Origin of the sequence: Solidesulfovibrio fructosivorans JJ], from assembly GCF_000179555.1 — a bacterium.
Lineage (GTDB): Bacteria > Desulfobacterota > Desulfovibrionia > Desulfovibrionales > Desulfovibrionaceae > Solidesulfovibrio > Solidesulfovibrio fructosivorans.
The window spans coordinates 1-26,608 of the sequence record NZ_AECZ01000022.1 but is presented as its reverse complement, the minus strand read 5'-3'; the positions used below and the strand labels follow the sequence as shown (position 1 = coordinate 26,608).

Genomic DNA, 26,608 nt, shown 5'->3' with positions numbered 1-26,608 from the left:
GGCGCAGCCATGATCGCGAGGATACTGTCCAACCTCGAACGCCAACTCAAGGCCGTTATGCTGCTGGACACGCTGCAACAGGAAGAATTTTCCCACCTTTCCGTCCGCAACCCGGGCGGGGTCGCCTCCGCCGAGTTTTCCATCCAGGAGCTTTTGCGCCAGCTGACCGTGGAGCGCCACAGCCTGCACGCGATTTACGCGGCGCTCGATCCCGGGGCCAAGCGCCTTGACGACGTCATCGGCCGCTTTTCCCCCGAGGAAGTGGAAAAGGCCGGCGGGCTCGTGGCGGCCATCGACGCCGGCCAGCAGCGTTGCGCCAAGCAGGCCAGCCGCAACTACGCCATGGCTCTCGGGCTTTATGACGTGGCCAAGGGCAGCCTCGACACCCTGCGCAAACTGCTCGTGCCCAAAAAGGGCGTCTACGGGGCCACGGGACGTATGGCCACAGGCACGTCCGGACCGGGGATCATCAGCGGGAGACTCTAATGTCGAGCTTAAGCTCCATCCTGTCCATCGGGCGATCGGGCCTGACCGCCTCGCAGGCCGCCCTGCAGGTGACGGGCAACAACATCGCCAACGTCGACACCGAGGGCTACAGCAAGCAGTCCGTGGTGCTGGTCGATGGAAACTACATCACGTCCTCGCCCGGCCAGCTCGGTTCCGGCGTGGTGGCCCAAGAGGTGGTGCGCTCCTACGACGCCCTGACCCAATCCCAATACCTGTCCCAGATTTCCGTGCGCGACCGCTGGAAGGCGCTCTATAACGGCCTGACTTCCATCCAGAGCTATTTCAACGAGTCCAACACGAACGGGGCCAACGCGGCCTTGTCCACGGTCTTCGGGGATTGGGGCGATCTGACCGCCAACACCGCCGATACGGCCACGCGCCAGACCATGCTCGAGGACACGAACACGCTGCTTTCCATCTACCGCTCCATGGCCTCCTCGCTGGAGGACCAGAAGGCGGCCCTCGACACGGCCATCACCGACGACGTCGCCACCCTCAACCAGCTGGCCAAGGACGTGGCCGACATCAACCGGCAGATCAACCAGCACCAGATCGACGGTAAGAGCATTCCCAACGGCCTCTACGACCTGCGCGACTCCAAGGTCGAGAACATCGCCTCCATGGTGGACGTCAATGTCGTGGACAACGGCAAGGGCGACTACACGGTCTACACCAAGTCCGGGCAGACCATCGTGGACGGCACCGAGGCCTACAGCTTCGACTACAAGCAGGGCCAGACGGTCCGCCAGCTCAGCGCCGCTTCGCTCGCCGCGAACTCGGACGCCCAATGTTATTACGAAGGCACGGATTCCCACGAATACACGGTCCGGGTGGTCAATACCGGCGGCGTGGGAACCGGGGCGACGTTCAAGGTCTCGCTCGACGGCGGCCATTCCTGGCTGACCGATGCCAACGGCAACACCGCCATTTACCAGGCCGAAGACACAACGGGCAAAGTCAAGGTCGGTGACCTGGACATCTGGTTCGGCCAGATGAACGATTCGGGCACCGCCCCGACAAGCGACCTCAACGCCGGCGACACCTTCACCCTGGTGCCCAAGAAGGCCCTTTACTGGCACACCACGGCCGGCACCGAGGAAAACGTCACGCCGCAGTTGCATGCCGACGGCACGGACGACGAACGCCGGCTGACCGGCGGGGCGCTGGCCGGGGCGCTTTTGCTGCGCGACGAGAACCTGGCCGGCTATCAGGATTCCCTCGACGCCACGGTCAACAGCATGGTCTGGGAGATCAACCGCATCCATTCCCAGGGCGCGGGGCTCACGAATTTTTCCTCGGTCCAGGGGACCTACGGCGTGGTGGACTCCAACGCCGCTTTGGGCAGCAACCAGGCCGGCCTGACCTACGGCAACCGCCTGGCCTCGGGCGCGGCCATGATCTACGTCTACGACGCCAACGGCAATCTGGCGTCGAGCGACGGCATCTGGATGGACCCGACCGCCACCACGCTCAACGACTTCGTCACGTCGATCAACACCGCCTTCAGCGGTACGCTGAACGCCTCCGTGGTCAACGGCCGGCTCGCCATCAGCGCGGCCAGCGGCTATTCCTTCCAATTCGGCGACGATTCCTCGGGCATTCTGGCCGCCCTTGGCGTCAACACGCTCCTGACCGGCTCCACCGCCTCGGACGTGGCCATAAACAGCGTCGTGACGGGCGATACCAACCGGGTCAACGTGGGCCATGTCGGTACGGACGGTTTGACGGCCTCGGGCGACAACACCACGGCCAAGTCCATGACCGGGCTGGCGGACAAGAAGGTCGACTTCTTCGTGACCGGCAAGGCCACCGCCAACCAGACCATAAGCGGCTATTACGGCGCCATGGTCGGGCAGGTCGGCGCGGACACCGCCAGCGCCAACTACCAGGCCACCTACCAGACGGCCCTGGCCTCCCAGATCAAGGACCAGAAGCTTTCGATTTCCGGCGTCAGCCTCGACGAGGAGCTGACCAACCTCATCAAGTTCCAGCACGCCTACCAGGCGGCGGCCAAGCTCATCAGCACGGCCGATTCCTTGTTCCAGACGGTTCTGGGGCTTAAAAACTAGCTCCAGGAGGTTGCATCATGGCTCTGCGCGTCACCCAGCAAATGCTCTATGGCACCGTCATCAACCAGAACAACGCCTCGCTCGCCAGGTTGATGGCGACCAACGAACAGGCCTCCACCCAAAAGCGCATCAACGCGCCGTCCGACGATCCCAACGGCGCGGTGCAGGTGCTCGGCACCAGAACCGACCTGAGCCAGCTGGGCCAGTACCAGAGCAACATCACCTCGGCCAAGGGCTGGCTCAACCAGGCCGACAGCACGCTGAGCTCCACCAGCACGCTCATCACCACCATCAAGAGCTACGCCGAGCAGGCGGCCACGGGCACGGTCACCCAGGAAAACCGCAACGAGATCGCCACCCAGATCCGGCAGTATTTCGGGCAGCTCATTTCCCTGGCCAACACCACCTACAACGGCGATTCGATTTTTGCCGGCCAGAAGACCAATACAGCGGCCTATACGCAAGGCCTGTGGATGAACAGCAACGACGCCACCTTCGATGCGGCCGTCAGCGCAAGCGGCGGGTTCGCCATTTCGGGAGGCTCGGACGAGACGGTGCTGGTGCAGTTTATGGGCACGGACCCCACGAATTACCAGCCCGCTTTCCAATATTCCAGCGACGGCGGCACGACCTGGAACAACGGAACGTACGCCACGGCCCCAGGCGCATCGAGCCAGACCCTGAACCTCGGTTCGGGCCTGACCATGGACCTCGACGCCAATGCGCTGACCAACGTGACCGCCTGCGCCGACCACAACGACAGCGACGGCACCTGGATGTGGATTCGACCGACCGCCGTCTACCAGGGCAACACCAACCAGGACGTCACGGTTTTTAGCGTGGACACGGGCGGCGGCACGGCCACGGCCTCTGCCTCGGGCACGTTTAGCGGCAACGTCATGGTGCGCATGGACGACACGTCCGGCCCGCAATACCAGTATTCCTACAGTACCGACGGCGGGACGTCCTGGGTGACGGGCAACACGTCGAGCAACATCGGGCCGCCGACGACCCTGGCCGTGCCCGGCGGACTTTTGACGATCACGGCCGGCGCGCCCGCCGATGGCGACCAGTTTTTCATCCAGCCGAGCACGGCCGACATTCCCATCGGCATTTCCCCCACCGATTCGGTGGTGGTCAACGGCGTCGGCACGGAGATCTTCGGCGGCATCGACAACAACCGGGCCGTGACGTTTAGCGGTTCCAACGCCGGCAACCTCTTCGAGACGGTGGGCAAGCTCGTCGGCTACCTGGAGACGAACAACCAGCACGGCATCCAGAACTGCCTGGACGACCTGACCGCCTCGCAAAACCAGGTGCTGGTGGCGGCTTCGTCGGTGGGCGCCCGGGAGAACCGGGTGACCTCGGCCGGGACCATGGTCACGACATTGCAGGAGAACGCCACATCGACGCTCAGCAATGTCGAGGACGCGGACCTGACGGCGCTGATCACGACGCTGTCGGAACAGGAACTGGCCTACCAGGCGGTGCTCAAGTCCTCCAGCATGGTCATGGACATGTCCCTGGTCAAGTACATTTAGCCCCGGGCGCCGGCCAGCCGTTGACAAACGCTGGCAACGACGCGTAAGGGGTATCGTAACAGGGCGCGAAGATGGACTTTTTCACGCCCGAAACATCATTGGGGGCGCGGGCGTTCATGCTCATTTTGACCCGAAGGCCGGGCGAGAGCCTGCACCTCGGCGACAACATCAAGATCACGGTGCTGGGCGTCCAGGGCAAGCAGATCAAGATCGGGCTGGAAGTGCCCGACGATATGCAGGTGTATCGCGAAGAAGTGTATCTGCGGGTGCTGGAGCAGAATCGGCAGGCGCTTTGCGCCATGGATTCCGATGTCCTTGCGGCGGCGAAGTTATGGCCAAAAAAGACGAACGAGTAGTGGAAACGCGGCTCGGGAGCATAACGCTGCCCGAAGACCGCGTGATCAACTTTCCCCGGGGGCTCATCGGCTTCATGGGGCATCGCGAGTTCACCCTGATCCGGCTGCGCGAGGAGTCGCCGTTCATGGTGTTGCAAAGCCTGAGCGACCCCAAGCTCGGATTGCTCGTGACCGATCCCTACAGCTTCATGACCGAGTACGAGGTGGTCATCAGCGAACCGGATCGCCGGATGCTCGGCATCGAAAGCCGGGAGCAGGCCATCGTCCTCGTCACCGTGACCATCCCCCAGGGCATGCCCGAACGCACCACGCTCAATTTGAGCGGCCCCATCGTCATCAACAACGACGCCCGCGTCGGCCTGCAGATTCCGCAAACCGACTCCCGCTATCCGACCCACTATACGCCGGGCATGGTCCCGGTGGAAAAGTAGCCCGGCTGCCCCGCGACGGCCGGCGGACCGTCGGCAAGGTCTCCGCTCCATCCAAAAATAAACGCCTTCCCGACGCGACGACATCGGGAAGGCGTTTTGTTTACTCTGACGGACCGGCCGTTATCCGAACAGGTCGGACTCCATGGTCAGCATTTTTTCAGCGATCTTTTTGGAGTCCGGCTGGTATGTGCCGGCCTGTACCTGGGCCTTGAGCGTGGCCACCCGGTCGGAGCGGACCTCCGGGGCTTCCTTGGCCTGGTTGGCGGCCAGGGAAACCAGCCGGGCGTCGCCGGAAAGGGTCACCCGGTCGGTGGCCGCGCCGGCTTCGGTTTGGGAAGCGCCGCCGCGCGTCACGCCCGAGGTTTCGCCCGAGCCGCTGCGGCCGATCCGGCCCTGGCCGTACGCCTGATTGATTCCGAGTATGTTCTTGATGTCCATGGCAACCCCCCTCCCGCAGTATCCCTCACAGTGCGTATCGGCAGCGGGGGGACCGAAATTTAGAGCATTGTCGCGTCCACTTTCTCCAGGGCCAATTCCCACAATCGCTGGAACACGGCGGTCTTGAGCTCGCCTGTCAGCTCTTGGTGCCCGTGTTCCGGGTCCGCCCGGAAGATCTGCATCTCCTGTTCTTCGGGCGGATAGGCGAACACCAGGGGGAACCCGAGCTCTTCTTCCAGCTCCGCCTTGATGTCCTCGACCACCGGCGTATCCGAGCCCGTCACGATGCAATTCTCGACGATCTCGGCCGCCACCCGGCCCACCAGCTCCCGCCGCTTGGCCTCACGAGAGATGCTGATCTCGTCTTCGGCGCCGGCGGCCATCAGCGACCGGCGGTAGCGGGCCAGGCGCCTGGCCGTGGTCACCTGCCGTCCGTAGGTGCGCAGCATGGCGCGGACCTGGTAGGGGAGCGCGGTCAAGGCGTATAACTCCTTCTCACGGAACTTATCGGACGCTTACCCCATACCTTTAGTGGCAACCGAGAAAAAAATCCATCGCCTGTCACCAAATCCTCTCGGCCGCGTCTTTCTTGTGTCATGCCCGCCTTTGCCTTATAAGTGGCTTCCTCCCCGGACCGCAAGGGGATATAACCCGAAACGGAGACGGGGCATGGGCCGCGACATCAAAACCATTCTCATTATTTACAAAGCCGATCACACACTGGCCAGGGAGACGGCCTGGACCGTGGCCGACTGGCTGGCCACCCACGGCGTGACCGTGCTGATCAGGGAAAACCTTCCCGAAGCCAGGAGCGCCGTGGTGCCGCCCGGGGCGGTGCTGGCCGCAAGGCCGCAACTGGCGCTGATCCTCGGCGGCGACGGCACCATGCTTTCGGCCGCCCGGCAGACCGTGGCCGACGGCGTGCCCTTTTTCGGCATCAATCTCGGCCGGGTGGGGTTCATGACCTCGGCCGGGCTCGATGACTGGCGGGAGGTCCTGGCCGACATTCTCGAAAACGGCTTCACCCCGGCCCGGCGCATCATGATCGACGTGTCCGTGATCCGCGGCGGGGAGCGCGTGTACGAAACCACGTCGCTCAACGACGCGGTGGTCAGCCGCGGGGCCATGGCCAGGCTCGCCGCCTTCAACGTGAGCCTCGACGACGTGGACATCTGCACGCTTCGGGCCGACGGCGTGGTCATCTCGACCCCCACCGGCTCCACGGCCTACTGCGTTTCGGCCGGCGGGCCGCTCATCTATCCCGGTCTCGACGTGTTGTGCGTGGTGCCCATCTGTCCGTTTTTAAGCGACTTCAAGCCGGTGATCGTGCCGGCCGAGTCCCCGGTGCGCCTGGCCCTGTCCGCGCCGGAAACCAACATGTACCTGACCTGCGACGGCCAGGAGCTTTTCCCCCTCGACGACAACGATGTGGTGGAAGTGCGCAAGTCCTCCCGGTTCCTGATTCTGGCCAAGCGAAAGGACGACAGTTATTTCGCCAGGTTGCGGCTCAAAGGATTCATCAGCTGCCCATGACGGAACATCCCTCCGAACCGGCCCTTCCGGTCGCGTCCCTGGAACCGGGGCAGGCCCCGCGTTACGGCCTCGATCCCGTTCTCGACGCCTGGCTCTTGCACTTCATGACCGAAAACAATCTGGAGCATTCCATCACTCCGGAAAAGAACGCCTCGCCCGAGCAACTGCGCTTCATGGTGGCGCTTTCCCCCGAGGAGATCTACGTGCCGTGCTCGGACGCCATGTTCGCCCATCTTTTCAGCGCCCGGGCCGACCCCATGGTCGTGGCCGAATACGACGGCCGGCTGGCCCGCATCGACGGGCTTATCGACGACTACGTGCCCGACGCCTACACCCGGACCAAGATCCGCACCTTGTGCCGGCTCAAGTACCGGCAGGCCCTGGTCAAGCCGACCATGATCCCCTCGCGCCTGGCCAAGCGGCTGTGCACCATCCTTTTGACCCAGTCCGGGCTCGACGACCCGCACCGGGAGCGCAAGCGGGCCTTCAACCGCCGGGCCTTTTCCTTCATCCAGAGCGAGGCGTTTTCGGCCATGCTCTACGCCTGCCCGGACGAGCTGCCCGGCTGCCGGGCGCTGCCCGACCTGCGTTTCGCCCTGGACATGCTGGAGCTGCGGCGGCTTTTGGCCCTGGGCGCCATGCCCGCCATCTGGACGGGCGAGGGCGCGTTTCCCGGCCGGGGCGAACTGGACGCCGCCCTGGCCCGCTTCCCGGCCGATTTCGCCAAGCTCGAGGCTCTGCTCGATCCCCGGCGCGGCGGGCTCAAGATTCTTTTTTTGGCGGACAGCGCCGGCGGGGTGCTTTTCGACCTGCTGGCCGTGCGCACGCTCCTGCGCCTGGGCCACCGGGTCATCGTGGCCGTCAAGGACGGATTCTACTACGACGCGCCCACGTTCTGGGACCCCGAGGGCGATCCTATCCTGGACGCGGCCCTGTCCGGGGCCCGTTTCGTCAGCGATCCGCGCCTGGGCAAGAACGCGCTGCTCCAAATCATGCGCGAAAACCCGCTTACGGTCATTTCCGACGGCACTCGCGAACGGCTCAACCTCTACCGCGTCTCGGTCACCTTCGCCCGGGCCTGGAAGGAGGCGGACCTGGTCCTGGCCAAGGGGTCGCTCAGCCACAAGCGGCTCATCGAGACGAGCCACCTTTTCACCCGCGACGTGGTGTCCTTTTACGGCGACGGGGAATGCGGCCTGCGCCTGGATTTCAAGCCCCGCGCTCCCGGGGCCCGCTCCCTGACCGAAGCCGAGATCACGGCCAAGGCCGAGGAAATCATCACGGCCATGCGCGCGGCCAAGGCGGCCGGCAGAACCGTCATGTTCTACAGCGCCGTCATCGGCTCCATCCCGGGGCAGACAAAGACGGCCATCGAGCTTGTGACCGCCTTTGTGGCCCATCTGCGGGGAAAGCTCGCCGACACCTATATCATCAATCCGGCCGAACACTTTGAAGAGGGCATGGACGCCGACGACCTGATGTTCATGTGGGAAAAGGTGCAACGCAGCGGCCTGATCGACGTGTGGCGCTTCCAGACCCACTTCGATATCGAAAAGAGCTTCGAGCTTCTCGGGCGCAAGGTGCCCCCGGCCTGGGCCGGCAAGGACGCCACCTTCTCTACGGGCTGCACCAAGGAGATGCGCATTGCGCTGTCCATGCAGGCCCGCCAGCCCGAGATGCAGATCATCGGCCCGGACCCGGAAAAATTCCTGCGACGCCGCGAATACGGCGTGGGCAAGTTCTGCGACGCCGGCATCGATTGCCGCTAAGGCGCTATTGCCCTGTGCGGGCCAGCGGGGCGGCGCTTGCCGGCGGTTTCGCGCAGGCTGTCACTTTTTGAATCTGAGCGGTGATGCGCCGTATTTCCGTCGAAAAGCCGCTATGAAGGCGCTTGGATAGGCGTATCCCAGCTGGTCCGCTATTTCCGCGACGCTTCTTCCTTCGGCCAACAGGCCCAAGGCCTTGCCGAGCACGACATCCCTCTTCCACTCGCCGAATGAGCGGCCGGTTTCCGCAAGAAAGTGTCGTGTAAAGCTGCGTCTCGACATCCCGGCAATTTTTGCCCACGCATCAATTGTTCTTGTATCTTCAGGTTGTTTCAACAAAATGTCGGTGACCCTCCGCAACTGATCCGATTTTGGAAAAGTCACGCCGAACCCTTCGTTCTCCGCATCCATAAGTTCTTGTTTGATGATCTCGATGAGCGGCTCGAGCCTGGCCGGGGGAAGTGTTTTGCCGTTTACCGGCAGGGCTTCAAGAGCCGCATGCAAGAGCGGACTTGTACGCAGGACCGAGATCTCCTTCGGAAGAAATTGCGCATAATATCTTGGGATCATGGCTTTCCAGCTTCCTGAAAGCATCTCGCATGCTACGGAGTGGGGCTGGTCGGGCGGAATCCAGACGATTCTTTGCCAAGGGACCACCCAGTGCGCCTCGGGAGAGACGAGGTGCATCGTTCCTTTGTCGATATAGTTTAACTGACCGTTTGTGTGGCTGTGCAGCGGCACTTCGACACGCTTGTGCGCGTCATGAAGATACTTGGTGAACGGTTGGTCTCTGTCCATTGTGGCCCATTGGCGACATAATTTGGCGTGATGTCGATACCGTGCCTCTACGTTCTTTGTTTATGCGTGGCAACAAAGGAGGAGGCGAAAAATGGATACGGAAACCACGCGGATTTTCGAGGAGTTATGCTTCGCGACCCGGATATTGGCCGGCGAAGGCATCCTGGACGGCTTCGGGCATGTCTCGGCGCGACATCCGCGACATGGGGATCGTTACTATCTGGTCCGTGACAATGCAGCGGAGCCGGGAGATGCGGGCAATTTTATGGAGCTCGATCTGGAAAGCAATCCGATAGCGAAGGATTGCGCCAATCCATCGATCGAACGATTCCTCCATGGCGAAATTTACAAAGCCCGGAGCGATGTCAACGCAATCGTGCATACGCACGCTCCCGCGCTGATACCTTTTGGTGTTTCAAAAACGCAACTCCAGCCTCTTTATCATATGTGCGGCTTCTTGGCGTACGGGGTGCCTGTGTTTGATATCCGACAGGATAATGGAATGACAGACATGTTGATAACAAGCCAGGAGCTTGGATTCTCCCTGGCCCGCTGTCTGGACAAAAGCGCCTTGGTACTCATGCGTGGGCATGGGGCCACAGTTGTTGGCGCTTCGGTCAAGGAGGCTGTTTTCCGGGCAATCTATGCGACCCTCAATGCACAAGCGCAGCCTGTGGCCATGCAGCTGGGAAATCCAACGTACCTCTGCGCGCAAGAAGCCTTCCTGGCGGACGATCTTCATCGGTCTGTCATGCACCGTCCCTGGAAGTTTCTGGTGCGCAAGTGGTGTGACAATGAATAATCGGGAGGCTGCTACGATGGGAATAAACCGCGCGGCCTTGATTGTCGGCGCTTCACGCGGGCTTGGGTTGGCCTTGGCGCAGGAATTTTTACAACGTGGCTGGAATGTCGTTGGAACGGTTCGCCAGGGAAAACCCGGAAAGTTGCACGACCTGGCCAAGAGCTGTCCCGGGCGGCTCGAGATCGAATATCTCGATATCACGAGCCCGGAGCAAATCGAAGATTGCAAGGAACGCCTGCGGGGAAGGACTTTTGATCTTCTCTTCGTGAACGCGGGTGTCACGAATCCCCGTTATGAAACCATTGGAGAAGTTTCCACGGATGCATTTGTGCGTGTGATGGTGACAAACGCGCTTTCCACGATGCGGGTGGTCGAACAACTTGCAGACAATGTCCGTCCCAAAGGAACCATAGGCGTGATGTCTTCGGGACAGGGGAGCGTCGCGAATAACGAGACGGGAGAATTCGAAGTATACCGGGCCAGCAAGGCGGCGCTCAATATGTTGATGCGCAGCTTCGCGGCGCGTCGCGCCAACGACCGGACCCTGCTTCTCATCGCCCCGGGCTGGGTGCAAACGGATATGGGCGGCCCTGAGGCAAAATTCACTATTGAGGAGGTTGTGCCGCGGATCGTCGACACCATTATTGCCCAGGAAGGGAAAAAAGGACTTCACTACCTCGATCGCTTTGGCAAGCCGATACGATGGTAGCGCAAGGGGCCTCTTGGTTCTCGGCGCCGTCGCGAATACGGCGTGGGCAAGTTCTGCGACGCCGGCATCGAGTGCCGATGACAGGCGAAATGCGAACCGGGGGGAAACCTTTCTTGCAGAAAGGTTCTCCCCCCGGACCCCCCTTCCAAAGACTCTTCAAAGGGTAGGCGGTTACCGCCTGTAACTATTGAAAGTTTTTGGGAGGGGAGAGCGCGAGAGGGGGACCCTTTTTTCAAAAAGGGTCCCCCTCTCGCACGTTTTTTCCCGCCCCTATCCTACTCTTTCGGCTTGTGGCTGGCGCGGCAGACGACCTTGACCGGGGCCATGCTGATGCCGAAGAGCTTGCGCAGGCCGTTTTCCAGGTATCGCATGTAGGAGTCGCGCACCCGTTCGGTGTCGCTGACGAAAAAGACGAAGGTCGGTGGTGGATCGGAAGCCTGGGTCAGATAGTAGAACTTGGCCCGGCGTCCGTTGACCAGCGGTGGCTGGTGCTTGTCCAGCACCTCGCGCATGGCCCTGTTGAGCGCGCCGGTGCCGACCCGGATCTGGCATTCCTTCCAGATTTCCTCGGCCATCGGCAGGACCTTGCCGATCCCCTTCCGTTGGGCGGCCGAGATGTAGAGCACCGGCACGTGGCCGCACATGCGCAGCTCGTCCTGGATGTCCTTGCGCAGCGCGATCATGTCCTTCTGGGGGACGAGGTCGATCTTGTTGACCGCGATGAGAAACGGCGTGCGTTCCTTGTCGAGATAGGAAATGAGCCGCTTGTCCTGCACGCCCACGCCGCCCGTGGCGTCGATGACCACCACGGCCACGTTGGCCCGCTTGGCGCTGCCGAGGGCCTTGCCCACGCTGTAGCGCTCCAGCCCGTCGGTGATGCGGGTGCGTTTGCGCACCCCGGCCGTGTCCACGAACACGTAACGCCGGCCGTTTTTCACCAGCGCCACGTCCACGGCGTCACGGGTGGTGCCGGCCACGTCGCTGACGATGAGGCGTTCCTGGCCGAGCAGCTCGTTGACCAGCGAGGACTTGCCGGCGTTGGGCCGTCCGAGCACGGCCAGACGGATGCCGGCTTCGGGGGCCGGCAGGGCTTCTTCCCCGGGTGTTTCTTTCTCGGGCAGGGCCTTGGCCAGGGTCTCGGCCAGATCCTGCAGGCCATGGCCGTGGGCGGCGGAGAGCGGCAGTATCGGAAAGCCCCAGGCGTGGAAATCGCCGGTCAGGGCCGGGATGCGTTCGCTTCCGTCAACTTTGTTGACGGCGACGATGACGGGCTTGCCCGCCCGGCGCAGCCGCTCGGCCATCTCGTCATCCATCGCCGTGCGTCCGGCCTTGCCGTCGACGAGAAAAAGCACCACGTCGGCCATGGTCAGGGCGATTTCCGCCTGAACGACGATTTGCCGTTCAAGGCCTTCCGGGGCGTCGAAATCCATGCCGCCGGTGTCGATCAGGGTCACGATCCGGTCGCCCAGTTCGACGGTCGCCTCCAGGCGGTCGCGGGTGACGCCGGGGCGGTCGTGGGTGATGGCCTTCGGGCGTTTGGCCAGGCGGTTGAAAAGGGTGGACTTGCCTACGTTGGGGCGTCCGACGATGGCCACGATAGGGGGCATGGGGTATCGGGTCTCCTTGGGGACGGAAAGCGGGTCGGCTGGCGGGGAGCCGGGGTGAGGGTACTTGCCAACAAGAAATAACTAGAAAAGCACGCCACGGGCAGATGTGTCAAGGGAAAACGTGCGAATACTGCCCTGGACCGGCCCGCCGCCGCTCAGGGTTTTCGCGCCGTGATCAGGGCGTAGTACCCGTAGGCCGGGGACACGCCCACGTCCGTGAATCCAGCCTCCGTCAGCATGGCGGCGAGCTCCCTGGCCGAATACTGCCGTCCGCCCGTGGCCAAAAGCAGCATGACCGAAAAGGCGGCCGCGGCCAGGGGGCCGGCGCCGTCGTCGTCGAGCAGCATCTCGTGCACGAACAGGCGGCCTCCCGCCGGCAGGGCACGCAGCGCCTCGATCAGGAGTTGGGCATTGGTCGCCGGGTCCCAGTCGTGGAGGATGTTGGAGAGCAGGATGGCGTCATGGCCGCGCGGCCAGGCTTCCGCGAACATGTCCACGGCCTGGCTGGCGACCTGCCGGCCGAAGCCGGCCTCGTTCACGTATCCGGCAACCACCTCGCACATGCCAGGCAGTTCCATCACGGTGCATCGCATCGTGGGATGGCGTTTGGCCAGAGCCAGGGAAAAACATCCCGAGCCGCCGCCGACATCCAGCAACCGGGTCACCCCGGCAAAGGCCCCGGTGGCGGCCAGTCCCAGGGCCGCCGGCCGCGACTGGGCGTGCATGAGCCGGGCCACGGCGGTCGCGGCGTCCTTGTCGATGCGGCCTTCGGTCCAGTCCTGGGCCATTTGGTAATGCCGGCGTTCGGTCGGGTCGCGCAGGGCGTCGCACAGGAGCGCGACCACCGGGGTGCGCATGACCCCAAGGGCTTCTCCCCAGTAGAATGGGCCGTCATGGCGCAGATAGAGCCGACCCGCCTCGGTGAGACCGAAGCGGCCCAGATGGTGCGTCAGCAGGCCCAGGCCGACCAGCAGCGGCAGGACGCCGACCAGGGCCTGGGCGTTGAGGCCCAGTTCCCGGGCCAGTGCATCCGCCGTGGCCGGTTGCCGGCCCAGCAGGTCGAAGATGCCCAGTTCGTCCGCTGCCAGCACGGTGGGAAGCTGGACGCTCGACAGCCAGATGTCCCAGATAAAACGGTCGTCCATGGTCGGAAAATCCGTGTTCGAGGCATGCATGGGAAGCCCTCCTGGAGATGCGCGATCGTTTTGGTCCGGCGCGAGGCGCGGACCGGATCGGCCCAGTATGCCCCACCGATCCGGTCCGCGCACCTGTCGGAACCGCCAGGGGTCAGTCCAGCCCGATCAGGCCGCGCCGCAGGGCCAGAGCCACGGTTTGCGCCCGGTTGACCGCCCCGAGCTTGCGCATGAGGTTGGCGACGTGGAAACGGACCGTTCGCTCCCGTATGCCGAGCACCATGGCGATGTCCCAGGAGCTTTTGCCTTCCTTGAGCCAGTCGAGCACTTCCCGTTCCCGGCGGGAAAGGGCGATCGGTTCCCTGTCCGGCACGGAGGCGCGGAGGGTTTGGCTAAGCGCCAGGTGGAGGTGGGGCAGGAGATGCCCCAGGATGGCCGCGCTTCGCCGGTCGTGCCGGCCCACCTCCCCGGCGAAGCAGAAAAGGGCGCGCTCTCGCGCGGCAAAAAGCGGCGCCGACGCGGCGACCCAGCCCTGGCGCATGCGAAAATCGCGGCACAGCGACAAGGCGTTGGGCCGGGGCAGGCGCGGCGTGGTTTCGGCCCAGTGCAAGGGGGCAGGTCCGGACAGGGCTTGGCGCACGATGGCGTCGCCGGCGAAGGCGTCCGCGGCCGTGTAGGCCCGCAGCCACTGTTCGGGAAAACTGATGTTGCAGCAGTCGATGGCCAGGGCCGTCTGGTCTTCCAGACGGGCGATCACGGCCAGGGCGTGGTCGAAGGGCAACAGGGAGCGGAGCTTGGGGAAAAGATGGGCAAAGGCTTGGCGCGACCGGCAGTCCAGGCAGTTTTGAATGCGTTCGAGAAGGAGGAGGGCATCCGCTCCGCTTAACGGGTTTTCATGCGGCAACGCCGTTGGGGGATTGGCGTGGGACATGACGACGCCTCGCGATGCCGGCCTAGCCGGCGTTTCCCCGAATCACAACGATCCGAATAAGGAAAATTTTGCACGGCAAGGGGCGATCGAGGCCTTATGCCGGCTGGGGGCGGAGCGACCGCACGCGGCGCATAGTTGAAGAATACGTTTTTTCCCTTGGAAAAGTTTTTGAGGGGAGGCCAGGGGGGAACTTTTTCCAAAAAGTTCCCCCTGGGCCCCCGGAGGCGTCCCTCCGGCCCTGCCTATCCCCGCAGCTTGGCGGCGATGTCCGCCGCGACTTTTTCGCCGGAGAGCAACATGCCGCCGAAGATCGGCCCCATGCGGTAGGAGCCGAAGCTGGCATTGGCGGCCATGCCGGCAACGTACAGGCCTGGGAAGATCTCCCGGGTGTTTTTCACGGTGTTGGTCTCGGCCACGTCGGCCCACATGGACTGCTCGCCCTCGATGCCGCCGGAAGGGGTGTTGAGCTTCACGTCGTTTTTGCGCACCAGGGTGTGCAGCACTTCCGTGGCATGCCCCGTGGCCTCGATGAGGAACTTGCTGCCGAGCACCACCGGGTCCACGTGCAGCCCGGCCATTTCCACCGGCGAGGAGTTGATGACGATGCCGGTAACGCGCTTGATGCCGTTCACCTCGCGCAGCACCACGTCCTCGACGCTCATGCAGTTGAACACCTTGACCCCGGCCAGACAGGCGGCCGAAGCCAGCGTGGTGGTGGCGGCCACGGCGTCGGCGGTGAAGTAGTTGTCCTTGTAGCGGGCAACCGGGATGCCGACGTCGGTGAGCAGATGGGCGCTTTCCTCCTGCACCACGATGACGTTGTAGGTCATGCCGCCGCCCCACATGCCGCCGCCGAGCGACAGCTTGCGTTCGAACAGGGCGACGTTGAAGCCTTCCGTGGCCAGGAGCCGGGCGGCGGTAAGGCCCGAGGGGCCGCCGCCGACGATGGCGACATCGAGTTCGAGGCTGGATTTGAACTTGGCGAAATACCCGTCGACAATGGCTTCCGTGATGATGCGTTCGTCAAGAGGCATGAAGACTTCCTTCAGCAGGCGGTTTCGGTTGCGGTTGGGTTATTTCCCGCCGATGGCGGCACGGATGGCGTCGGTGTAGGGCGCGGTGAGCACGCCCTTTTCGGTGATGATGCCGGCGATGAGTTCGGCCGGGGTGACGTCGAAGGCGAAATTGTAGACCGGGACGCCCTCCGGGGTGATGCGGTGCTCGCCCACGTGGGTGACCTCGCGGGGGGTGCGGTTCTCGATGGGGATCAGTTCGCCCGAGGCGAGCGTCAGGTCGAAGGTCGAGGCCGGGGCGGCGACGTAGAAGGGCACGCCGTGGGCCTTGGCGGCCAGGGCCACGGTGTAGGTGCCAATCTTGTTGGCCGCGTCGCCGTTGGCGGCGATGCGGTCCGCGCCGACCACCACCTTCTGGACCATGCCCTTTTTCATGAGATGGCCCACGGCGTTGTCGCAGGCGACGGTGACCGGGATGCCTTCCTTGGCCAGCTCGTAGGCGGTCAGGCGCGCGCCCTGGAGAAAGGGCCGCGTCTCGTTGGCGATGACCTTGATGCGCTTGCCCTGCTCGAAGGCGGCCCGGATGACGCCGAGGGCGGTGCCGTAGCCGGCCGTGGCCAGGGCCCCGGCGTTGCAGTGGGTCATGACGGTGTCGCCGTCGTCGATCAAGGCCGCGCCGTTTTTGCCCATGGCCTTGTTGATCTCGATGTCCTCGGCCTGCATGGTCTCGGCCAGGCCCAGCCATTCCGACAGGAGCGCCTCGAGGGAAATATCGCCGAGTTCCCGCCACTTTTGCCGCATGCGTTCGACGCCCCAGCGCAGGTTGACGGCCGTGGGCCGGGCGCTTTCCAGCTCGGTAAGCAGCCCCTCCAGCTTTTCCTTCCAGCCCCCGCCGGCCTCGCACGCTTCACGGGCGGCCAGGTAGCAGCCGTAGGCGGCCGTGACGCCGATGGCCGGCGCGCCGCGCACCACCATGGTCTGCAAGGCGTAGATGGTGTCGGCGGTGTTGCGGCACACGAAGGATTCCTCGCGGTCGGGCAGGAAACGCTGGTCGAGCAGGAGCAGGGCGTGCCTGTCCGGGGAAAAGGCGATGTGGTCGGTCATTGGCTACCATCCGTCTGCATGATGCGACAAAAGGGGTTAATGCCTCTCGCGAGGAGATGTGGGGGACGATCCCCCGGGGGCGGCGGAAGCTACCCCAGCTTTTTGCGTAAAAGCTCGTTGACCAGTCCGGGGTTGGCCTGCCCTTTGGTGGCCTTCATGACCTGGCCGACGAAAAATCCCATGAGCTTGGTCTTGCCGCCGCGGTAGGCATCCACCTCGGCCGGGTTGGCGGCGAGGACCGTGTCCACGGCCGTCTCCAGGGCGGAGGTGTCGGAGATCTGGACGAGGCCCTTGTCGCGCACGTAGTCGGCCGGGTCGTCGCCGCTGGCGAAAAGCTCGGGGAAAATCTGCTTGGCGATCTTGCCGGAAATGACGCCCTCGTCGATAAGCCGCAACAGCCCGGCCAGGCGTTCGGGAGAGAGCTTGCACGTCCCGGGAGTGGCGCCGGACTGGTGGCATTCGCGCAAAAGCTCCGTCTGCACCCAGTTGGCGGCCTTTTTGGGGTCGGCTCCGGCCATGACGGCGGCCTCGAAGTAGTCGGCCATATCGCGCTCGGCCGTAAGCACGTCGGCGTCGTAGTCGGACAGCCCGAAAGCCGTGGCGAAGCGTTCCCGGCGCGCGGCCGGCAGTTCCGGCAGTTCCGTGCCCCAACGGGCGATGGTGTCCCTGTCGAGATGCAGGGGAACGAGGTCCGGGTCCGGGAAGTAGCGGTAGTCGTTGGCCTCTTCCTTGCCGCGCATGGAGGCGGTGCTGTTTTTCGCGGCGTCGTAGAGCCTTGTTTCCTGCACCACCACGCCGCCGTCGTCGAGGATGTCGCCCTGGCGTTCCACCTCGTATTCGATGGCCTTTTGCACGTGGCGGAAGCTGTTTAAGTTCTTCAGCTCCGCGCGGGTGCCGAAGGCCTCCTGGCCAACCGGGCGCAGGCTCACGTTGGCGTCGCAGCGAAACGAGCCTTCCTCCATGTTGCCGTCGCAGATGTCGAGGTAGACCAGGATGGCGCGCAGCGCCTTGAGGTAGGCCACGACCTCCTCGGGGCTGCGCATGTCGGGCTCGGAGACGATCTCGAGCAGCGGCACACAGGAGCGGTTCAGGTCCACATAGCTCAGGTTGTCGGCCGCGGAGTGGATGTTCTTGCCGGCGTCCTCTTCCATATGGATGCGGGTGATGCCGATGCGGCGGGTCTTGCCGTCGACGACCACGTCGATGTGGCCGTGTTCGCAGATGGGCTGCTCGAACTGGGAGATCTGGTAGCCCTTTGGCAGGTCGGGATAGAAGTAGTTCTTGCGGGCGAAGACCGAGACGGGATTGACCGTGCAGTCCGTGGCCAGGCCCATCTTGGCGGCGAATTCCACGACCTTGGCGTTGAGCACCGGCAACACGCCCGGCATGCCGGAGCATACGGGGCAGACGTTTTCGTTGGGGTCGTCGCCGAAGCGGGTCGAGCAACCGCAAAAAATCTTGCTCTCTGTTTTCAGCTGAGCGTGCACCTCGACGCCGATGACCGTCTCGTACCTGGCCATGAAACGCTCCTTGACACGGCGCGGTCCCGCCGGATCGCGCCACGAAATTTCGGTCGGGGGTGTACCCCGCTTCCGGCAGGCGGGTCAATGCCGCGCGGGGTGCGGGAAACGGAACGCAAGCGGTTGTTTTTTTGGATAGGGACGCCTACAACAAGAACGTTCCGGGCGGCCCGCGTTCGTTGGGTCCGGGACCATATTATCATCCGTGAGGCATGCCATGGCCAGTCACCTTTCCTCGGCGGGACGGTTCCTTCGCGTTGCCGTCCTTTGTTGCACGATGCTGTTCTCCGCTGTCCTGCCCGGCGTGTTGCGTCCGGCGGTCTGCGTGGCCCAGGATTACGAGGCCATGATGCCCGAGACGTTGCACCGGGAGCTGCGCAAGGCCGAGCACGCCTATCGCGACGCCATCGACAAGGTCAATGCCGCCGAAACCGAGCGTATGGCCCGCAAGGCGGCTGGCGCGACCACGGACGAGTTGCGCGCCCTTGACGAGAAGGTGGGCGATCTCGTCAACAAGGCCGAGGACCTCAAAATCCAGGCCGACTACATCGAGGAACTCTACCAGTCCAAGAGCAAGGAATACAAGAACAAGTAGATTGTTCGGGCCGGTCGCGACAGTGCGGCCGGCCCTTTTTCACGTTCCTTGCGACCCGGTTCCCGCCGGCTTCCCGTTTCGGGAGGCGGCAAAATCCAGATAGCCCCAAACCTGGTTGCGGCGGTCGTAACAGTGCGACTCCTCGGGCCGGGGGGCGATATCCCATATCCAGGCCCGATCCGGCACGGGCGGCTGCGCGCCTTCCAGGGCGTCCCGGCTTTCGACCACCGCCCCGTCGCCATCCACCCGCTCCCACAGCCGGTCGCACACCAATCCGACCCGTCCCGGCAGCCGCTCCAGCCAGGCGAAGTGGGCCTCGATCAGTTCGCGGCCGAACCGCTTGAGGACATCGGCGTCCACCCGGCCGTCCAATACCTTATAAAAGGGGATGGGGAGCTGGGATGCGAGGTTGAGGGATATCGTGAAGTCCGGTCGCAGTCCGGGAGGCAGGGGATCGGGCGGAAAGACCGGGTCGGGCAGGGGGCGTCCGGATGCGGCCGCGCGGGCGACAGGCTCGCCCATACCCGTGACGTCGGCCGTGACCAGCCGGAGATTGCGGTGTCGCCGGGCGAGCTTCCTGACCGGCCGGGGATGGTGGGCGTCGACGAGGAACACCCGGCCGAAGCGTGCGCAAAGTTCCTCCACGGGCACGTCCAGGCACAGGCCCGAACCCAAAATGACGGCCGTATCCCGGCCGGGAGCCGTGTCGGCGGTCGTAAGCACGAGCGCCTTGGCCGCCTCCAGATGGGGCTTCCAGGCGGCGTGGCAGCGACGATGCCGGGCGGCGATGGCCACGGCCTCGCGGTCATGGCCGAAGCGCCGCGCCTGGCGCGTGCCCCGGTCGCACAGCAGCGTGATCCATTCCCGCAACATGACGCCTCCGCCTTCTGCGTAAAACAGGCGGGCCGCGCAGGCAATGCCCGACCCCCCGCAACGGCGCTGTTTCCAGGCCGCGCGCGCTGTAGCGGCCGGGGCGGCGCATTGTGCAGCGATGTTTTTTGCCTGGCGTTGACAACACATGGGCCATCCTCTACCAAAATGGCATAATCAAACGGTCCGTGCGGCGTGTTCCCCGACGGGCCGGCAAGGAGGTTTCCATGCGTCATCTGTATTGGATCCTCGGCCTGCTCGTCGCGCTGGCCGTTGCGCCGGCGGCCAATGCCGCCGCATCCGGGGATTCGGGAGCAAAGCCGGCCCAGCCCGCGACGGCGGACATCACCCCGGCGGCATCCGGGCCGATTACGGCCATGTGCGACTTCTTGAAGGCCCAGAAGAAATTCTCCTTTACCGCCGACATCCTCAGCGAACTGGTGTATCCCAACGGCCAGACCATTCAGATTTCCCGAAGGGCCACAGTGGCCATCGTGCGCCCCAACAAGGCCTATTCCCATGTCGTCGGCGACGACTGCGACCGGGAGTACATCTATGACGGCAAGACCGTGACCCTGGTCGACCGCGACCGGGGGGTCTATGCCGTGACCGAGGCTCCGGCGACCATCGACGCCACGACCGACATGCTGGCCGAAAAATACGGCCTTTCGGCGCCGCTGAGCGATTTCGTCGATGCCGCGCCTTGCGTCGCGCTTTTGCACAACGTGCGCACCGGCGATTTCGTGGGCAATCACATGGCCGCCGGCAAGGTCTGCGACCATCTGGCCTTCAGCCAGAAAAGCGCCGATTGGCAGGTGTGGATCGAAAAGGGCAAGATGCCGCTGCCGCGCAAATTCGTCCTCAACGACAAGGACGTCCCGGGCTGGCCCCAGTACGCGGTGACGTTCACGGACTGGAACCTGAGTCCGCGCCTGCCGTCCAGCCTTTTCACCTTCACCCCGGTCAAGGATATGCGCCGGATCGACTTCCTGCCCCTGGCAACCAAGGGCCAGGAAAAACCCGAGTAAGGAGGCGGTCGTGAGACGCTTACGCCTTTATCGAGGAATTTCGTCCGTTCTGGTGCTGGCCGCGGCCCTGAGTCTGGTGTTCGATGCTTCCAGGCTGCTGACGCTTACCGGCCTTTTCACCGGCAACGCCGAGGCTCGCCTGGGCGGCGGGGGAGCGCCCCGTATGGGCGGCGGTGCGCCGCGTATGGGAGGGGCTCCTGGCGGCCTGCGTTTCGGCGGCGGCGCGCCGATGGCGCCGCGCACGAGCGTGCGACCGCCCATGGGGCGCCCGGGCGGTCCGGGATTCGCGCCCATACCCGGGCCGGTTCCTGTCGCGCCCGGCTTCGGCCCCGGGCCTCGTGGCCCGATGGCGGGGCCTGTTCCCGGTCCGCGCCCGGTGCCCGGTCCGCGCCCGGTGCCCGGTCCCGGCTGGGGGCCGCGCCCCGTCGGTCCCGTTCCGGTTCCGGTGCCCGGTCCCGGTTGGGGACCTCGTCCCCCCATGGGACCCGGACCCTGGCTGTGGACGCTGCCCGCAGCGGCCGTGGCGCTCACCGTGGCCGGCATGACCTACTACAACTATAACAACACCTGCTACGTCGAGCAGTTCAACGGCGACCGGGTGGTCTACGTGCCGGTCAAGGGGCCCTGCCCGCCGCCTGGGAATTGATATCTCTCCTGCCAACCGGGGGAGGCGACGCCTCCCCCGGCCCTCCCGTCGGAAGAACAATGGTGTGGTTGGCCGGCCGGGGGCAGGGCGGCCGCGCGCGGCGCATATTTGAAGAATACGCCTTCGCGTCCGACCTCCCCCCGGCCGGCCCAGGTCATACGGCCCATGTTCGGGAACGATAAGCATCACCGGCCAGAGGGAACCACCGATAAATAGTCTGGTCTTGCGGACTTGTGGGATGCCTCTGGCCGCGCGAAAGCTTTCACCCCAACCCGGCTTCTTTCTTGTCGCTATTGTTCATGAAAAAAGAGAGCGGTCGGCGTTTCCAAAGAAACGCCGACCGCTCTCTCGCATCGGGGGGCACCCCGATATCCCTGGATATCCCTTGTGAAAGTTTTTGAAGGGGGTCCAGGGGGAAACTTTTTTCAAAAAGTTTCCCCCTGGCCGCCGGAGGCATTCTCTTACTTCGCCTTGCCCTGGGCGGCGACGGCGGCCATGCTTTTGGCGATGGCGTCGGGGTCGCCGAGGTAGTGGTGGCGCGTGGGTTTGAGGCTGTCGTCGAGTTCGTAGACGAGCGGCACGCCGGTCGGGATATTGAGCTGGCTGATGTCCGCGTCGCTGACGTTGTCCAGGTATTTGACCAGGGCGCGAAGCGAGTTGCCGTGGGCGGCCACGAGCAGGCGTTTGCCCGCCTGGATGGCCGGGGCTATGACGTCGTGCCAGTAGGGCAGGACGCGGGCCACGGTGTCCTTGAGGCATTCGGTGCGCGGCAGTTCGGCGTCGGTCAGGCCGGCGTAGCGTCGGTCGTGGCCGGGGAAGCGCGGGTCGTCGGGGGTCAGTTCCGGCGGGCGCGTGTCGAAGCTCCTGCGCCAGACGAAGACCTGTTCCTCGCCGTATTTGGCCGCCATCTCGGACTTGTTGAGCCCTTGCAGCGCCCCGTAGTGCCGTTCGTTTAAGCGCCAGGATTTTTCCACCGGGAGCCACAGCCGGTCCATGTCCTCGAGCACGATGTCGAGGGTCATGATGGCCCGGGAGAGCACCGAGGTCAGGCAGAGGTCGAAGTCGTAGCCGCCGTCCATAAGGAGCGCGGCGGCGCTTTTCGCCTCGGCCCGTCCCTGGTCGGTGAGCCCCACGTCGGTCCAGCCGGTGAAGCGGTTCTCCAGGTTCCAGGCGCTTTGTCCGTGCCGCAGCAATATGAGGGTGTACATGGCTCCTCCGCGTGGCGTTCGGCTTGGGTTATTCGGACGTATCCTTTTGGTCCGCGTCGCAGGCGAAGCTGTCGCCGGTCATCATGCGCATGGCGCAAAGCGCGCCGCACATGGCGCATTCCTTTTCCTTGCTGTGCATGGCCCGGCGCTTGCGCAGAAGGTCCGGGTCCAGGGCGAAGCCGGCCATGGCTTCCCAGTCGAGGTCTGCCCGGGCCTTGGACATGCCGAGGTCGCGGGCCACGGCGGCGGGGCGGCCGAGGGCCGTTTCCGCGCTTTGGGCGGCGACCAGGCTGGCCTTGATCCCGGCCCAGACGTCTTCCGGTCCGGGCAGGGTGAGGTGCTCGGCCGGGGTCAGATAGCACAGGAAATCCGCGCCGAAATAGGCGGCCATGGCCCCGCCGATGGCCCCGGCGATATGGTCGTAGCCCGGGGCGCAGTCCGTGGTCAGGGGCCCGAGCACGTACAGCGGCGCGCCGTCGGTCAGGCGCTTGATGCCCTGGACCTGGCTCTGGACCAGATGGAGCGGCACATGGCCGGGGCCTTCGATCATGACCTGGACGCCGCGTTCCTTGGCCCGCCGGGCCAGCCGGCCGAGGTTTATCACCTCTTCCCACTGGGCGGCGTCGCCGGCGTCGGCCCCGCAGCCGGGACGCAGGCCGTCGCCGAGGCTGATGGTGACGTTATGGGCCAGGCAGATGTCGAGGATGTCGTCGTAGTGCGTCAAAAAGGGGTTCTCCGCCTCGTGGCGGCGCATCCAGCGGCCGAGTATCGAGCCGCCGCGCGACACGATGCCGGTGATGCGCCCGGATTCGGCGGCAAGTTCGGCCCCGAGGCGCGTCACGCCGCAGTGCAGCGTCATGAAATCCACGCCGGCCGCGGCCTGTTCGGCGATCTCGGCGATGATCTCGGCCTCGGTGAAATCGCTCGGGTCCTTGCCCTTGGCCAGATGATGCTGGGCCACGGCATAAAGCGGCACCGTGCCGAGCGGCAAATCCACGGCGTCGAGGATCTGGCGGCGGATGGCGGTCAGGTCGCCGGCCGTGGACAGGTCCATCAGGGCGTGGGCCCCGGCTTTCTTGGCCATATTCGCCTTTTGCAGTTCCATGGCCACGTCGGTCACCAGCATGGAGGTGCCGATGTTGGCGTTGACCTTGACCTTGGCCGGCTGGCCGATGAGCGTGGGGATGACGCCCTTGTGGGCGGGGTTGGCCAGGACGACCATGGTGCCGGCGTCCACGGCGGCGAAGATGTCCTGCGGGGCGAGTCCTTCGGCGTCGGCCAGCTCGGCCGCGTGGGCGCGCAGGATGTCGGAGCAGATGGTGTTTTTCATGCGTATGGACATGCTTGATCCTTGGGGTGGAATAAGGTCGCGTCTGGGTATCATGAAGGGAGGCAAAGCTCAAAGGTGATCCATGAAACGGTTCGTGCCCCGATGTGGGAAATCCGCTCCGGGACGCTTGCCAACCCCGGAAAAAGGCGTTAGTTGAATTCGCTTTCCCGAAAGGGTCACTCTCAAGGAGTCGGAAGATGAAAAAAGATATCCACCCGAAAGTCTACAACGCCACCATCCGCTGCAACTGCGGTTACGAAGAAAAAGCCCTGTCCACCAAGGGCGAGCTTTTGCTCGTGGAAGTCTGCTCCAATTGCCATCCGTTTTACACCGGCAAGCAGCGCTTCCTCGACACCGCCGGCCGTATCGACCGTTTCCGCAAAAAGTACGCCAAGTTCGAGAAGAAGGCCTAATCCACTGGAACGTCCTCTTGCAGCCGCCGGGCGGTCAGCGCCCGGCGCGAGGTCCGGGAAATCCCCCATGAAACGCGCGCGTCTCCTTCTTTTGCCCCTGCTCGCGGCCGCTCCGACGGTCGGCGGCCAGGCCGTGATGGAGGGGGTCATGATGCGCGACCGGGAGCGCTTGGCCATCGCCGTGCGCAAACCCGGCGGCGACATCCTGCTCGACGTGCGCCCGTGGTTTTCCCTGACCGCCGCCAAGTGGCTCAAAAAGCCCTTCGTGCGCGGCTTCCCCATCCTGCTCGAGACGCTGGTCAACGGCATCAAGGCCCTCAATTACTCGGCCCAGGTGGCCGTGGAAGACGACGAGGAAGAGCTTTCCCCCATGGCCATGGGGCTCACCCTGGCCGCGTCCATCGGGTTCGCGCTGCTGCTTTTCGTCGTCACGCCGCATCTGTTTTCGCTGGGCATGAAGGCGGCCGGATTTTCCGGCGGCGTGGAGGCCCTGAGTTTTCACGTCTGGGACGGCTTCTTCAAGATGCTCCTTTTCGTGGGCTACATCGCGGCCATCTCCTACCTGCCGGACGTGCGCCGGGTGTTCCAGTACCATGGGGCCGAGCACAAGGTCATCTGGGCCTACGAACAGGGCGCGGACCTGACCCCCGCCGGAGCCCGCGGCTTTTCGCGGCTCCATCCCCGCTGCGGCACGGCCTTTCTGCTCTTCGTCCTGGCCATCTCCATCGTGCTGTACGCCTTTCTGGTGCCCTGGCTGCTGACCTTTTACGCCCCGGCCACGACCTGGATCAAACAGGCCTACATCGTGGCCATGAAGCTCGTGCTCATGGTTCCCGTCAGCGCCGTGGCCTACGAAGTCATCAAGATCGCCGGCAAGTTCAACACCAATATTCTCTGCCGCCTGATCTCGGCCCCCGGGCTCTTCATGCAGCTGCTCACCACCAAGGAGCCGGACGACCGGCAGCTCGAGGTGGCCCTGGCCGCGCTTCGCGGCGCGGTGGAGCGCCAGCCCGCTTCCTGACCCCGCGCCCCAACGGGCCGGTCCATTCGCCAACCCCAGCCGGGGGCGCCTTTTTGATAAAGGCGTCCCGTTTCTTCGCTTCGGAGATGCCGCATGTTCGCCAAACTGGAAAGCCTTGAGCGCAAATACGTCGATCTGGAAACGCAGCTGTCCGACCCGGCCGTCGTGGGCGACCAGGAGCGCTACCGCAAGCTGGCCAAGGCCCATGCCGACCTGGCCGAGGTGGTGGAGGCCTTCCGGGAGCACAAGCGCCTCTCCCGGGACCTCGAGGAAAATACCGAGCTGGCCCAGGACCCGGATCCGGAAATGCGGGAGCTGGCCCTGGCCGAGGTCAGGACCATCAGGGAAGCTCTGCCGGAACTGGAAGCGCGCCTCAAACTGCTGCTTTTGCCCAAGGACCCCATGGATGAGAAAAACATCCTGCTGGAAATCCGGGCCGGCACCGGCGGCGAGGAAGCGGCGCTTTTCGCCGGGGACCTCTTCCGCATGTACAGCCGCTACGCCGAAACGAAGCGTTGGAAGGTCGAGATCATGAGTTCCTCCGAAACCGGCTCCGGCGGGTTCAAGGAAGTCATCGCCAACATCTCCGGGGACAAGGTCTACAGCCGGCTCAAATACGAGTCCGGGGCGCATCGCGTGCAGCGTGTGCCGGCCACCGAGTCCCAGGGCCGCATCCACACCTCGGCCGTGACCGTGGCCATCATGCCCGAAGCCGAGGAAGTCGACGTGGCCATCGACCCCAACGACCTGCGCATCGACGTCTACCGCTCGAGCGGCCCCGGCGGCCAGAGCGTCAACACCACCGACTCGGCCGTGCGCGTCACCCATATCCCCACAGGCCTCGTCGTCATCTGCCAGGACGAGAAGTCGCAGCACAAAAACAAGGCCAAGGCCCTCAAGGTGCTGCGCTCCCGGCTGCTCCAGGCCGAACAGGAAAAGCAGCGCCTGGAACAGGAAGCCAGCCGTCGCTCCCAGGTCGGCTCCGGCGACCGCTCCGAACGCATCCGCACCTACAATTTTCCCCAGAGCCGCGTCACCGACCACCGCATCAACCTGACGCTCTACAAGCTCGAAGCCGTGCTCGAAGGCGACCTCGACGAGCTTTTCGACGGCCTCATCGCCCACTACCAGTCCGAAGCCCTCAAAGCCCAGGCCGACGCCGCCTAGTTGATGCGGGGAGGAGAGGGTGATGCCTCCGGCGGCCAGGGGGAAACTTTTTGAAAAAAGTTTCCCCCTGGA

The 26,608-nt window shown here is 64.4% G+C and carries 27 protein-coding genes; 15 read left to right on the top strand and 12 right to left on the bottom strand.

Going from position 1 to position 26,608, the window contains the following annotated elements; all coding sequences use genetic code 11:
• Positions 1-9: 9 nt before the first annotated feature.
• The 5 genes from flgN (at position 10) to fliW (ending at position 4,904) form a co-directional block, all read left to right on the top strand.
• Positions 10-486 carry a flagellar export chaperone FlgN gene (gene flgN / locus DESFRDRAFT_RS14635; RefSeq protein ID WP_005995168.1) on the top strand — a complete coding sequence of 159 codons (477 nt, stop codon included), beginning with the start codon at positions 10-12 and terminating at the stop codon, positions 484-486.
• On the top strand, positions 486-2,576 hold the full coding sequence (gene flgK, locus DESFRDRAFT_RS14630) for a flagellar hook-associated protein FlgK (RefSeq protein WP_005995166.1): 2,091 nt from the start codon (positions 486-488) through the stop codon (positions 2,574-2,576). The genes flgN and flgK overlap by 1 nt, the downstream gene beginning before the upstream one ends.
• A 17-nt stretch (positions 2,577-2,593) precedes the next feature.
• Positions 2,594-4,117, top strand: coding sequence for a flagellar hook-associated protein FlgL (gene flgL / locus DESFRDRAFT_RS14625; protein WP_005995163.1), 1,524 nt, complete (start codon positions 2,594-2,596; stop codon positions 4,115-4,117).
• A gap of 116 nt (positions 4,118-4,233) precedes the next feature.
• On the top strand, positions 4,234-4,473 hold the full coding sequence (gene csrA, locus DESFRDRAFT_RS14620) for a carbon storage regulator CsrA (protein WP_043794972.1): 240 nt from the start codon (positions 4,234-4,236) through the stop codon (positions 4,471-4,473).
• A complete protein-coding gene (gene fliW / locus DESFRDRAFT_RS14615; protein WP_005995159.1) occupies positions 4,449-4,904 on the top strand; it encodes a flagellar assembly protein FliW in 456 nt (151 codons plus the stop codon). Before csrA ends, fliW begins: the two co-directional genes overlap by 25 nt.
• Positions 4,905-5,024: 120 nt before the next feature.
• On the opposite strand, the gene flgM is transcribed toward fliW, so the two are convergent.
• Both flgM and DESFRDRAFT_RS14605 read right to left on the bottom strand, forming a co-directional pair.
• Positions 5,025-5,342, bottom strand: coding sequence for a flagellar biosynthesis anti-sigma factor FlgM (gene flgM, locus DESFRDRAFT_RS14610; protein ID WP_005995157.1), 318 nt, complete (start codon positions 5,340-5,342; stop codon positions 5,025-5,027).
• 59 nt (positions 5,343-5,401) lie between these two features.
• Positions 5,402-5,821, bottom strand: a complete 420-nt coding sequence (locus tag DESFRDRAFT_RS14605; protein WP_005995155.1) for a DVU0524 family FlgM-associated protein — start codon at positions 5,819-5,821, stop codon at positions 5,402-5,404.
• Between the two features lie 190 nt (positions 5,822-6,011).
• On the opposite strand from DESFRDRAFT_RS14605, the gene DESFRDRAFT_RS14600 reads away from it, so the two are divergent.
• On the top strand, positions 6,012-6,875 hold the full coding sequence (locus DESFRDRAFT_RS14600; protein ID WP_005995153.1) for an NAD(+)/NADH kinase: 864 nt from the start codon (positions 6,012-6,014) through the stop codon (positions 6,873-6,875).
• Positions 6,872-8,644: an ARMT1-like domain-containing protein gene (locus tag DESFRDRAFT_RS14595; RefSeq protein ID WP_005995151.1), complete on the top strand. Its 1,773-nt coding sequence runs from the start codon at positions 6,872-6,874 to the stop codon at positions 8,642-8,644. The genes DESFRDRAFT_RS14600 and DESFRDRAFT_RS14595 overlap by 4 nt, the downstream gene beginning before the upstream one ends.
• Positions 8,645-8,704: 60 nt before the next feature.
• On the opposite strand, the gene DESFRDRAFT_RS14590 is transcribed toward DESFRDRAFT_RS14595, so the two are convergent.
• On the bottom strand, positions 8,705-9,439 hold the full coding sequence (locus tag DESFRDRAFT_RS14590; RefSeq protein ID WP_005995150.1) for a helix-turn-helix domain-containing protein: 735 nt from the start codon (positions 9,437-9,439) through the stop codon (positions 8,705-8,707).
• 91 nt (positions 9,440-9,530) lie between these two features.
• On the opposite strand from DESFRDRAFT_RS14590, the gene DESFRDRAFT_RS14585 reads away from it, so the two are divergent.
• Positions 9,531-10,241 carry a class II aldolase/adducin family protein gene (locus DESFRDRAFT_RS14585; protein WP_005995148.1) on the top strand — a complete coding sequence of 237 codons (711 nt, stop codon included), beginning with the start codon at positions 9,531-9,533 and terminating at the stop codon, positions 10,239-10,241.
• 16 nt (positions 10,242-10,257) lie between these two features.
• Positions 10,258-10,950: an SDR family NAD(P)-dependent oxidoreductase gene (locus tag DESFRDRAFT_RS14580; RefSeq protein WP_005995145.1), complete on the top strand. Its 693-nt coding sequence runs from the start codon at positions 10,258-10,260 to the stop codon at positions 10,948-10,950.
• Between the two features lie 275 nt (positions 10,951-11,225).
• Here the strand turns inward: DESFRDRAFT_RS14580 and der are convergent, their stop codons facing one another.
• The 6 genes from der to gatB form a co-directional block, all read right to left on the bottom strand.
• Positions 11,226-12,557, bottom strand: a complete 1,332-nt coding sequence (gene der, locus DESFRDRAFT_RS14575) for a ribosome biogenesis GTPase Der (protein WP_005995143.1) — start codon at positions 12,555-12,557, stop codon at positions 11,226-11,228.
• A 155-nt stretch (positions 12,558-12,712) separates the two neighbouring features.
• The gene (locus DESFRDRAFT_RS14570; protein ID WP_005995141.1) at positions 12,713-13,732 is read right to left on the bottom strand and encodes a methyltransferase; all 1,020 of its coding nucleotides are present in this window, start codon (positions 13,730-13,732) and stop codon (positions 12,713-12,715) included.
• Between the two features lie 112 nt (positions 13,733-13,844).
• Positions 13,845-14,621, bottom strand: a complete 777-nt coding sequence (locus DESFRDRAFT_RS14565) for a helix-turn-helix transcriptional regulator (RefSeq protein ID WP_005995140.1) — start codon at positions 14,619-14,621, stop codon at positions 13,845-13,847.
• Positions 14,622-14,863: 242 nt separating this feature from the next.
• The gene (locus DESFRDRAFT_RS14560; protein WP_005995138.1) at positions 14,864-15,655 is read right to left on the bottom strand and encodes a sulfide-dependent adenosine diphosphate thiazole synthase; all 792 of its coding nucleotides are present in this window, start codon (positions 15,653-15,655) and stop codon (positions 14,864-14,866) included.
• Between the two features lie 39 nt (positions 15,656-15,694).
• Entirely contained in the window at positions 15,695-16,738 is a 1,044-nt protein-coding gene (gene mtnA, locus DESFRDRAFT_RS14555) for an S-methyl-5-thioribose-1-phosphate isomerase (protein ID WP_005995136.1), read from the bottom strand.
• An 89-nt stretch (positions 16,739-16,827) separates the two neighbouring features.
• Entirely contained in the window at positions 16,828-18,258 is a 1,431-nt protein-coding gene (gatB, locus tag DESFRDRAFT_RS14550; RefSeq protein WP_005995134.1) for an Asp-tRNA(Asn)/Glu-tRNA(Gln) amidotransferase subunit GatB, read from the bottom strand.
• A gap of 217 nt (positions 18,259-18,475) precedes the next feature.
• On the opposite strand from gatB, the gene DESFRDRAFT_RS14545 reads away from it, so the two are divergent.
• A complete protein-coding gene (locus tag DESFRDRAFT_RS14545) occupies positions 18,476-18,853 on the top strand; it encodes a hypothetical protein (protein ID WP_005995132.1) in 378 nt (125 codons plus the stop codon).
• 39 nt (positions 18,854-18,892) lie between these two features.
• Here DESFRDRAFT_RS14545 and DESFRDRAFT_RS14540 read toward each other — a convergent pair whose 3' ends face one another.
• Complete coding sequence (locus DESFRDRAFT_RS14540; protein WP_005995130.1) at positions 18,893-19,726, bottom strand: hypothetical protein; 834 nt, start codon at positions 19,724-19,726, stop codon at positions 18,893-18,895.
• Positions 19,727-19,950: 224 nt separating this feature from the next.
• On the opposite strand from DESFRDRAFT_RS14540, the gene DESFRDRAFT_RS14535 reads away from it, so the two are divergent.
• On the top strand, positions 19,951-20,751 hold the full coding sequence (locus DESFRDRAFT_RS14535; RefSeq protein ID WP_005995127.1) for a DUF2092 domain-containing protein: 801 nt from the start codon (positions 19,951-19,953) through the stop codon (positions 20,749-20,751).
• 10 nt (positions 20,752-20,761) lie between these two features.
• Positions 20,762-21,397: a hypothetical protein gene (locus DESFRDRAFT_RS21650; RefSeq protein ID WP_005995125.1), complete on the top strand. Its 636-nt coding sequence runs from the start codon at positions 20,762-20,764 to the stop codon at positions 21,395-21,397.
• Positions 21,398-21,858: 461 nt separating this feature from the next.
• Here DESFRDRAFT_RS21650 and gpmA read toward each other — a convergent pair whose 3' ends face one another.
• Both gpmA and thiC read right to left on the bottom strand, forming a co-directional pair.
• On the bottom strand, positions 21,859-22,605 hold the full coding sequence (gene gpmA / locus DESFRDRAFT_RS14525) for a 2,3-diphosphoglycerate-dependent phosphoglycerate mutase (RefSeq protein WP_005995123.1): 747 nt from the start codon (positions 22,603-22,605) through the stop codon (positions 21,859-21,861).
• A 28-nt stretch (positions 22,606-22,633) separates the two neighbouring features.
• On the bottom strand, positions 22,634-23,947 hold the full coding sequence (thiC, locus tag DESFRDRAFT_RS14520) for a phosphomethylpyrimidine synthase ThiC (protein ID WP_005995120.1): 1,314 nt from the start codon (positions 23,945-23,947) through the stop codon (positions 22,634-22,636).
• 185 nt (positions 23,948-24,132) lie between these two features.
• Between thiC and rpmE the strand changes: the two genes are divergently transcribed.
• The 3 genes from rpmE to prfA all read left to right on the top strand — a co-directional run bounded on the left by rpmE (position 24,133) and on the right by prfA (position 26,536).
• Positions 24,133-24,348 (top strand): 50S ribosomal protein L31, encoded by a 216-nt coding sequence (gene rpmE / locus DESFRDRAFT_RS14515; protein ID WP_005995118.1) that lies wholly within the window; start codon positions 24,133-24,135, stop codon positions 24,346-24,348.
• Between the two features lie 67 nt (positions 24,349-24,415).
• Positions 24,416-25,369: a DUF1385 domain-containing protein gene (locus tag DESFRDRAFT_RS14510; protein WP_005995116.1), complete on the top strand. Its 954-nt coding sequence runs from the start codon at positions 24,416-24,418 to the stop codon at positions 25,367-25,369.
• A gap of 93 nt (positions 25,370-25,462) precedes the next feature.
• Positions 25,463-26,536: a peptide chain release factor 1 gene (gene prfA, locus DESFRDRAFT_RS14505; RefSeq protein WP_005995114.1), complete on the top strand. Its 1,074-nt coding sequence runs from the start codon at positions 25,463-25,465 to the stop codon at positions 26,534-26,536.
• Positions 26,537-26,608 lie beyond the last annotated feature (72 nt).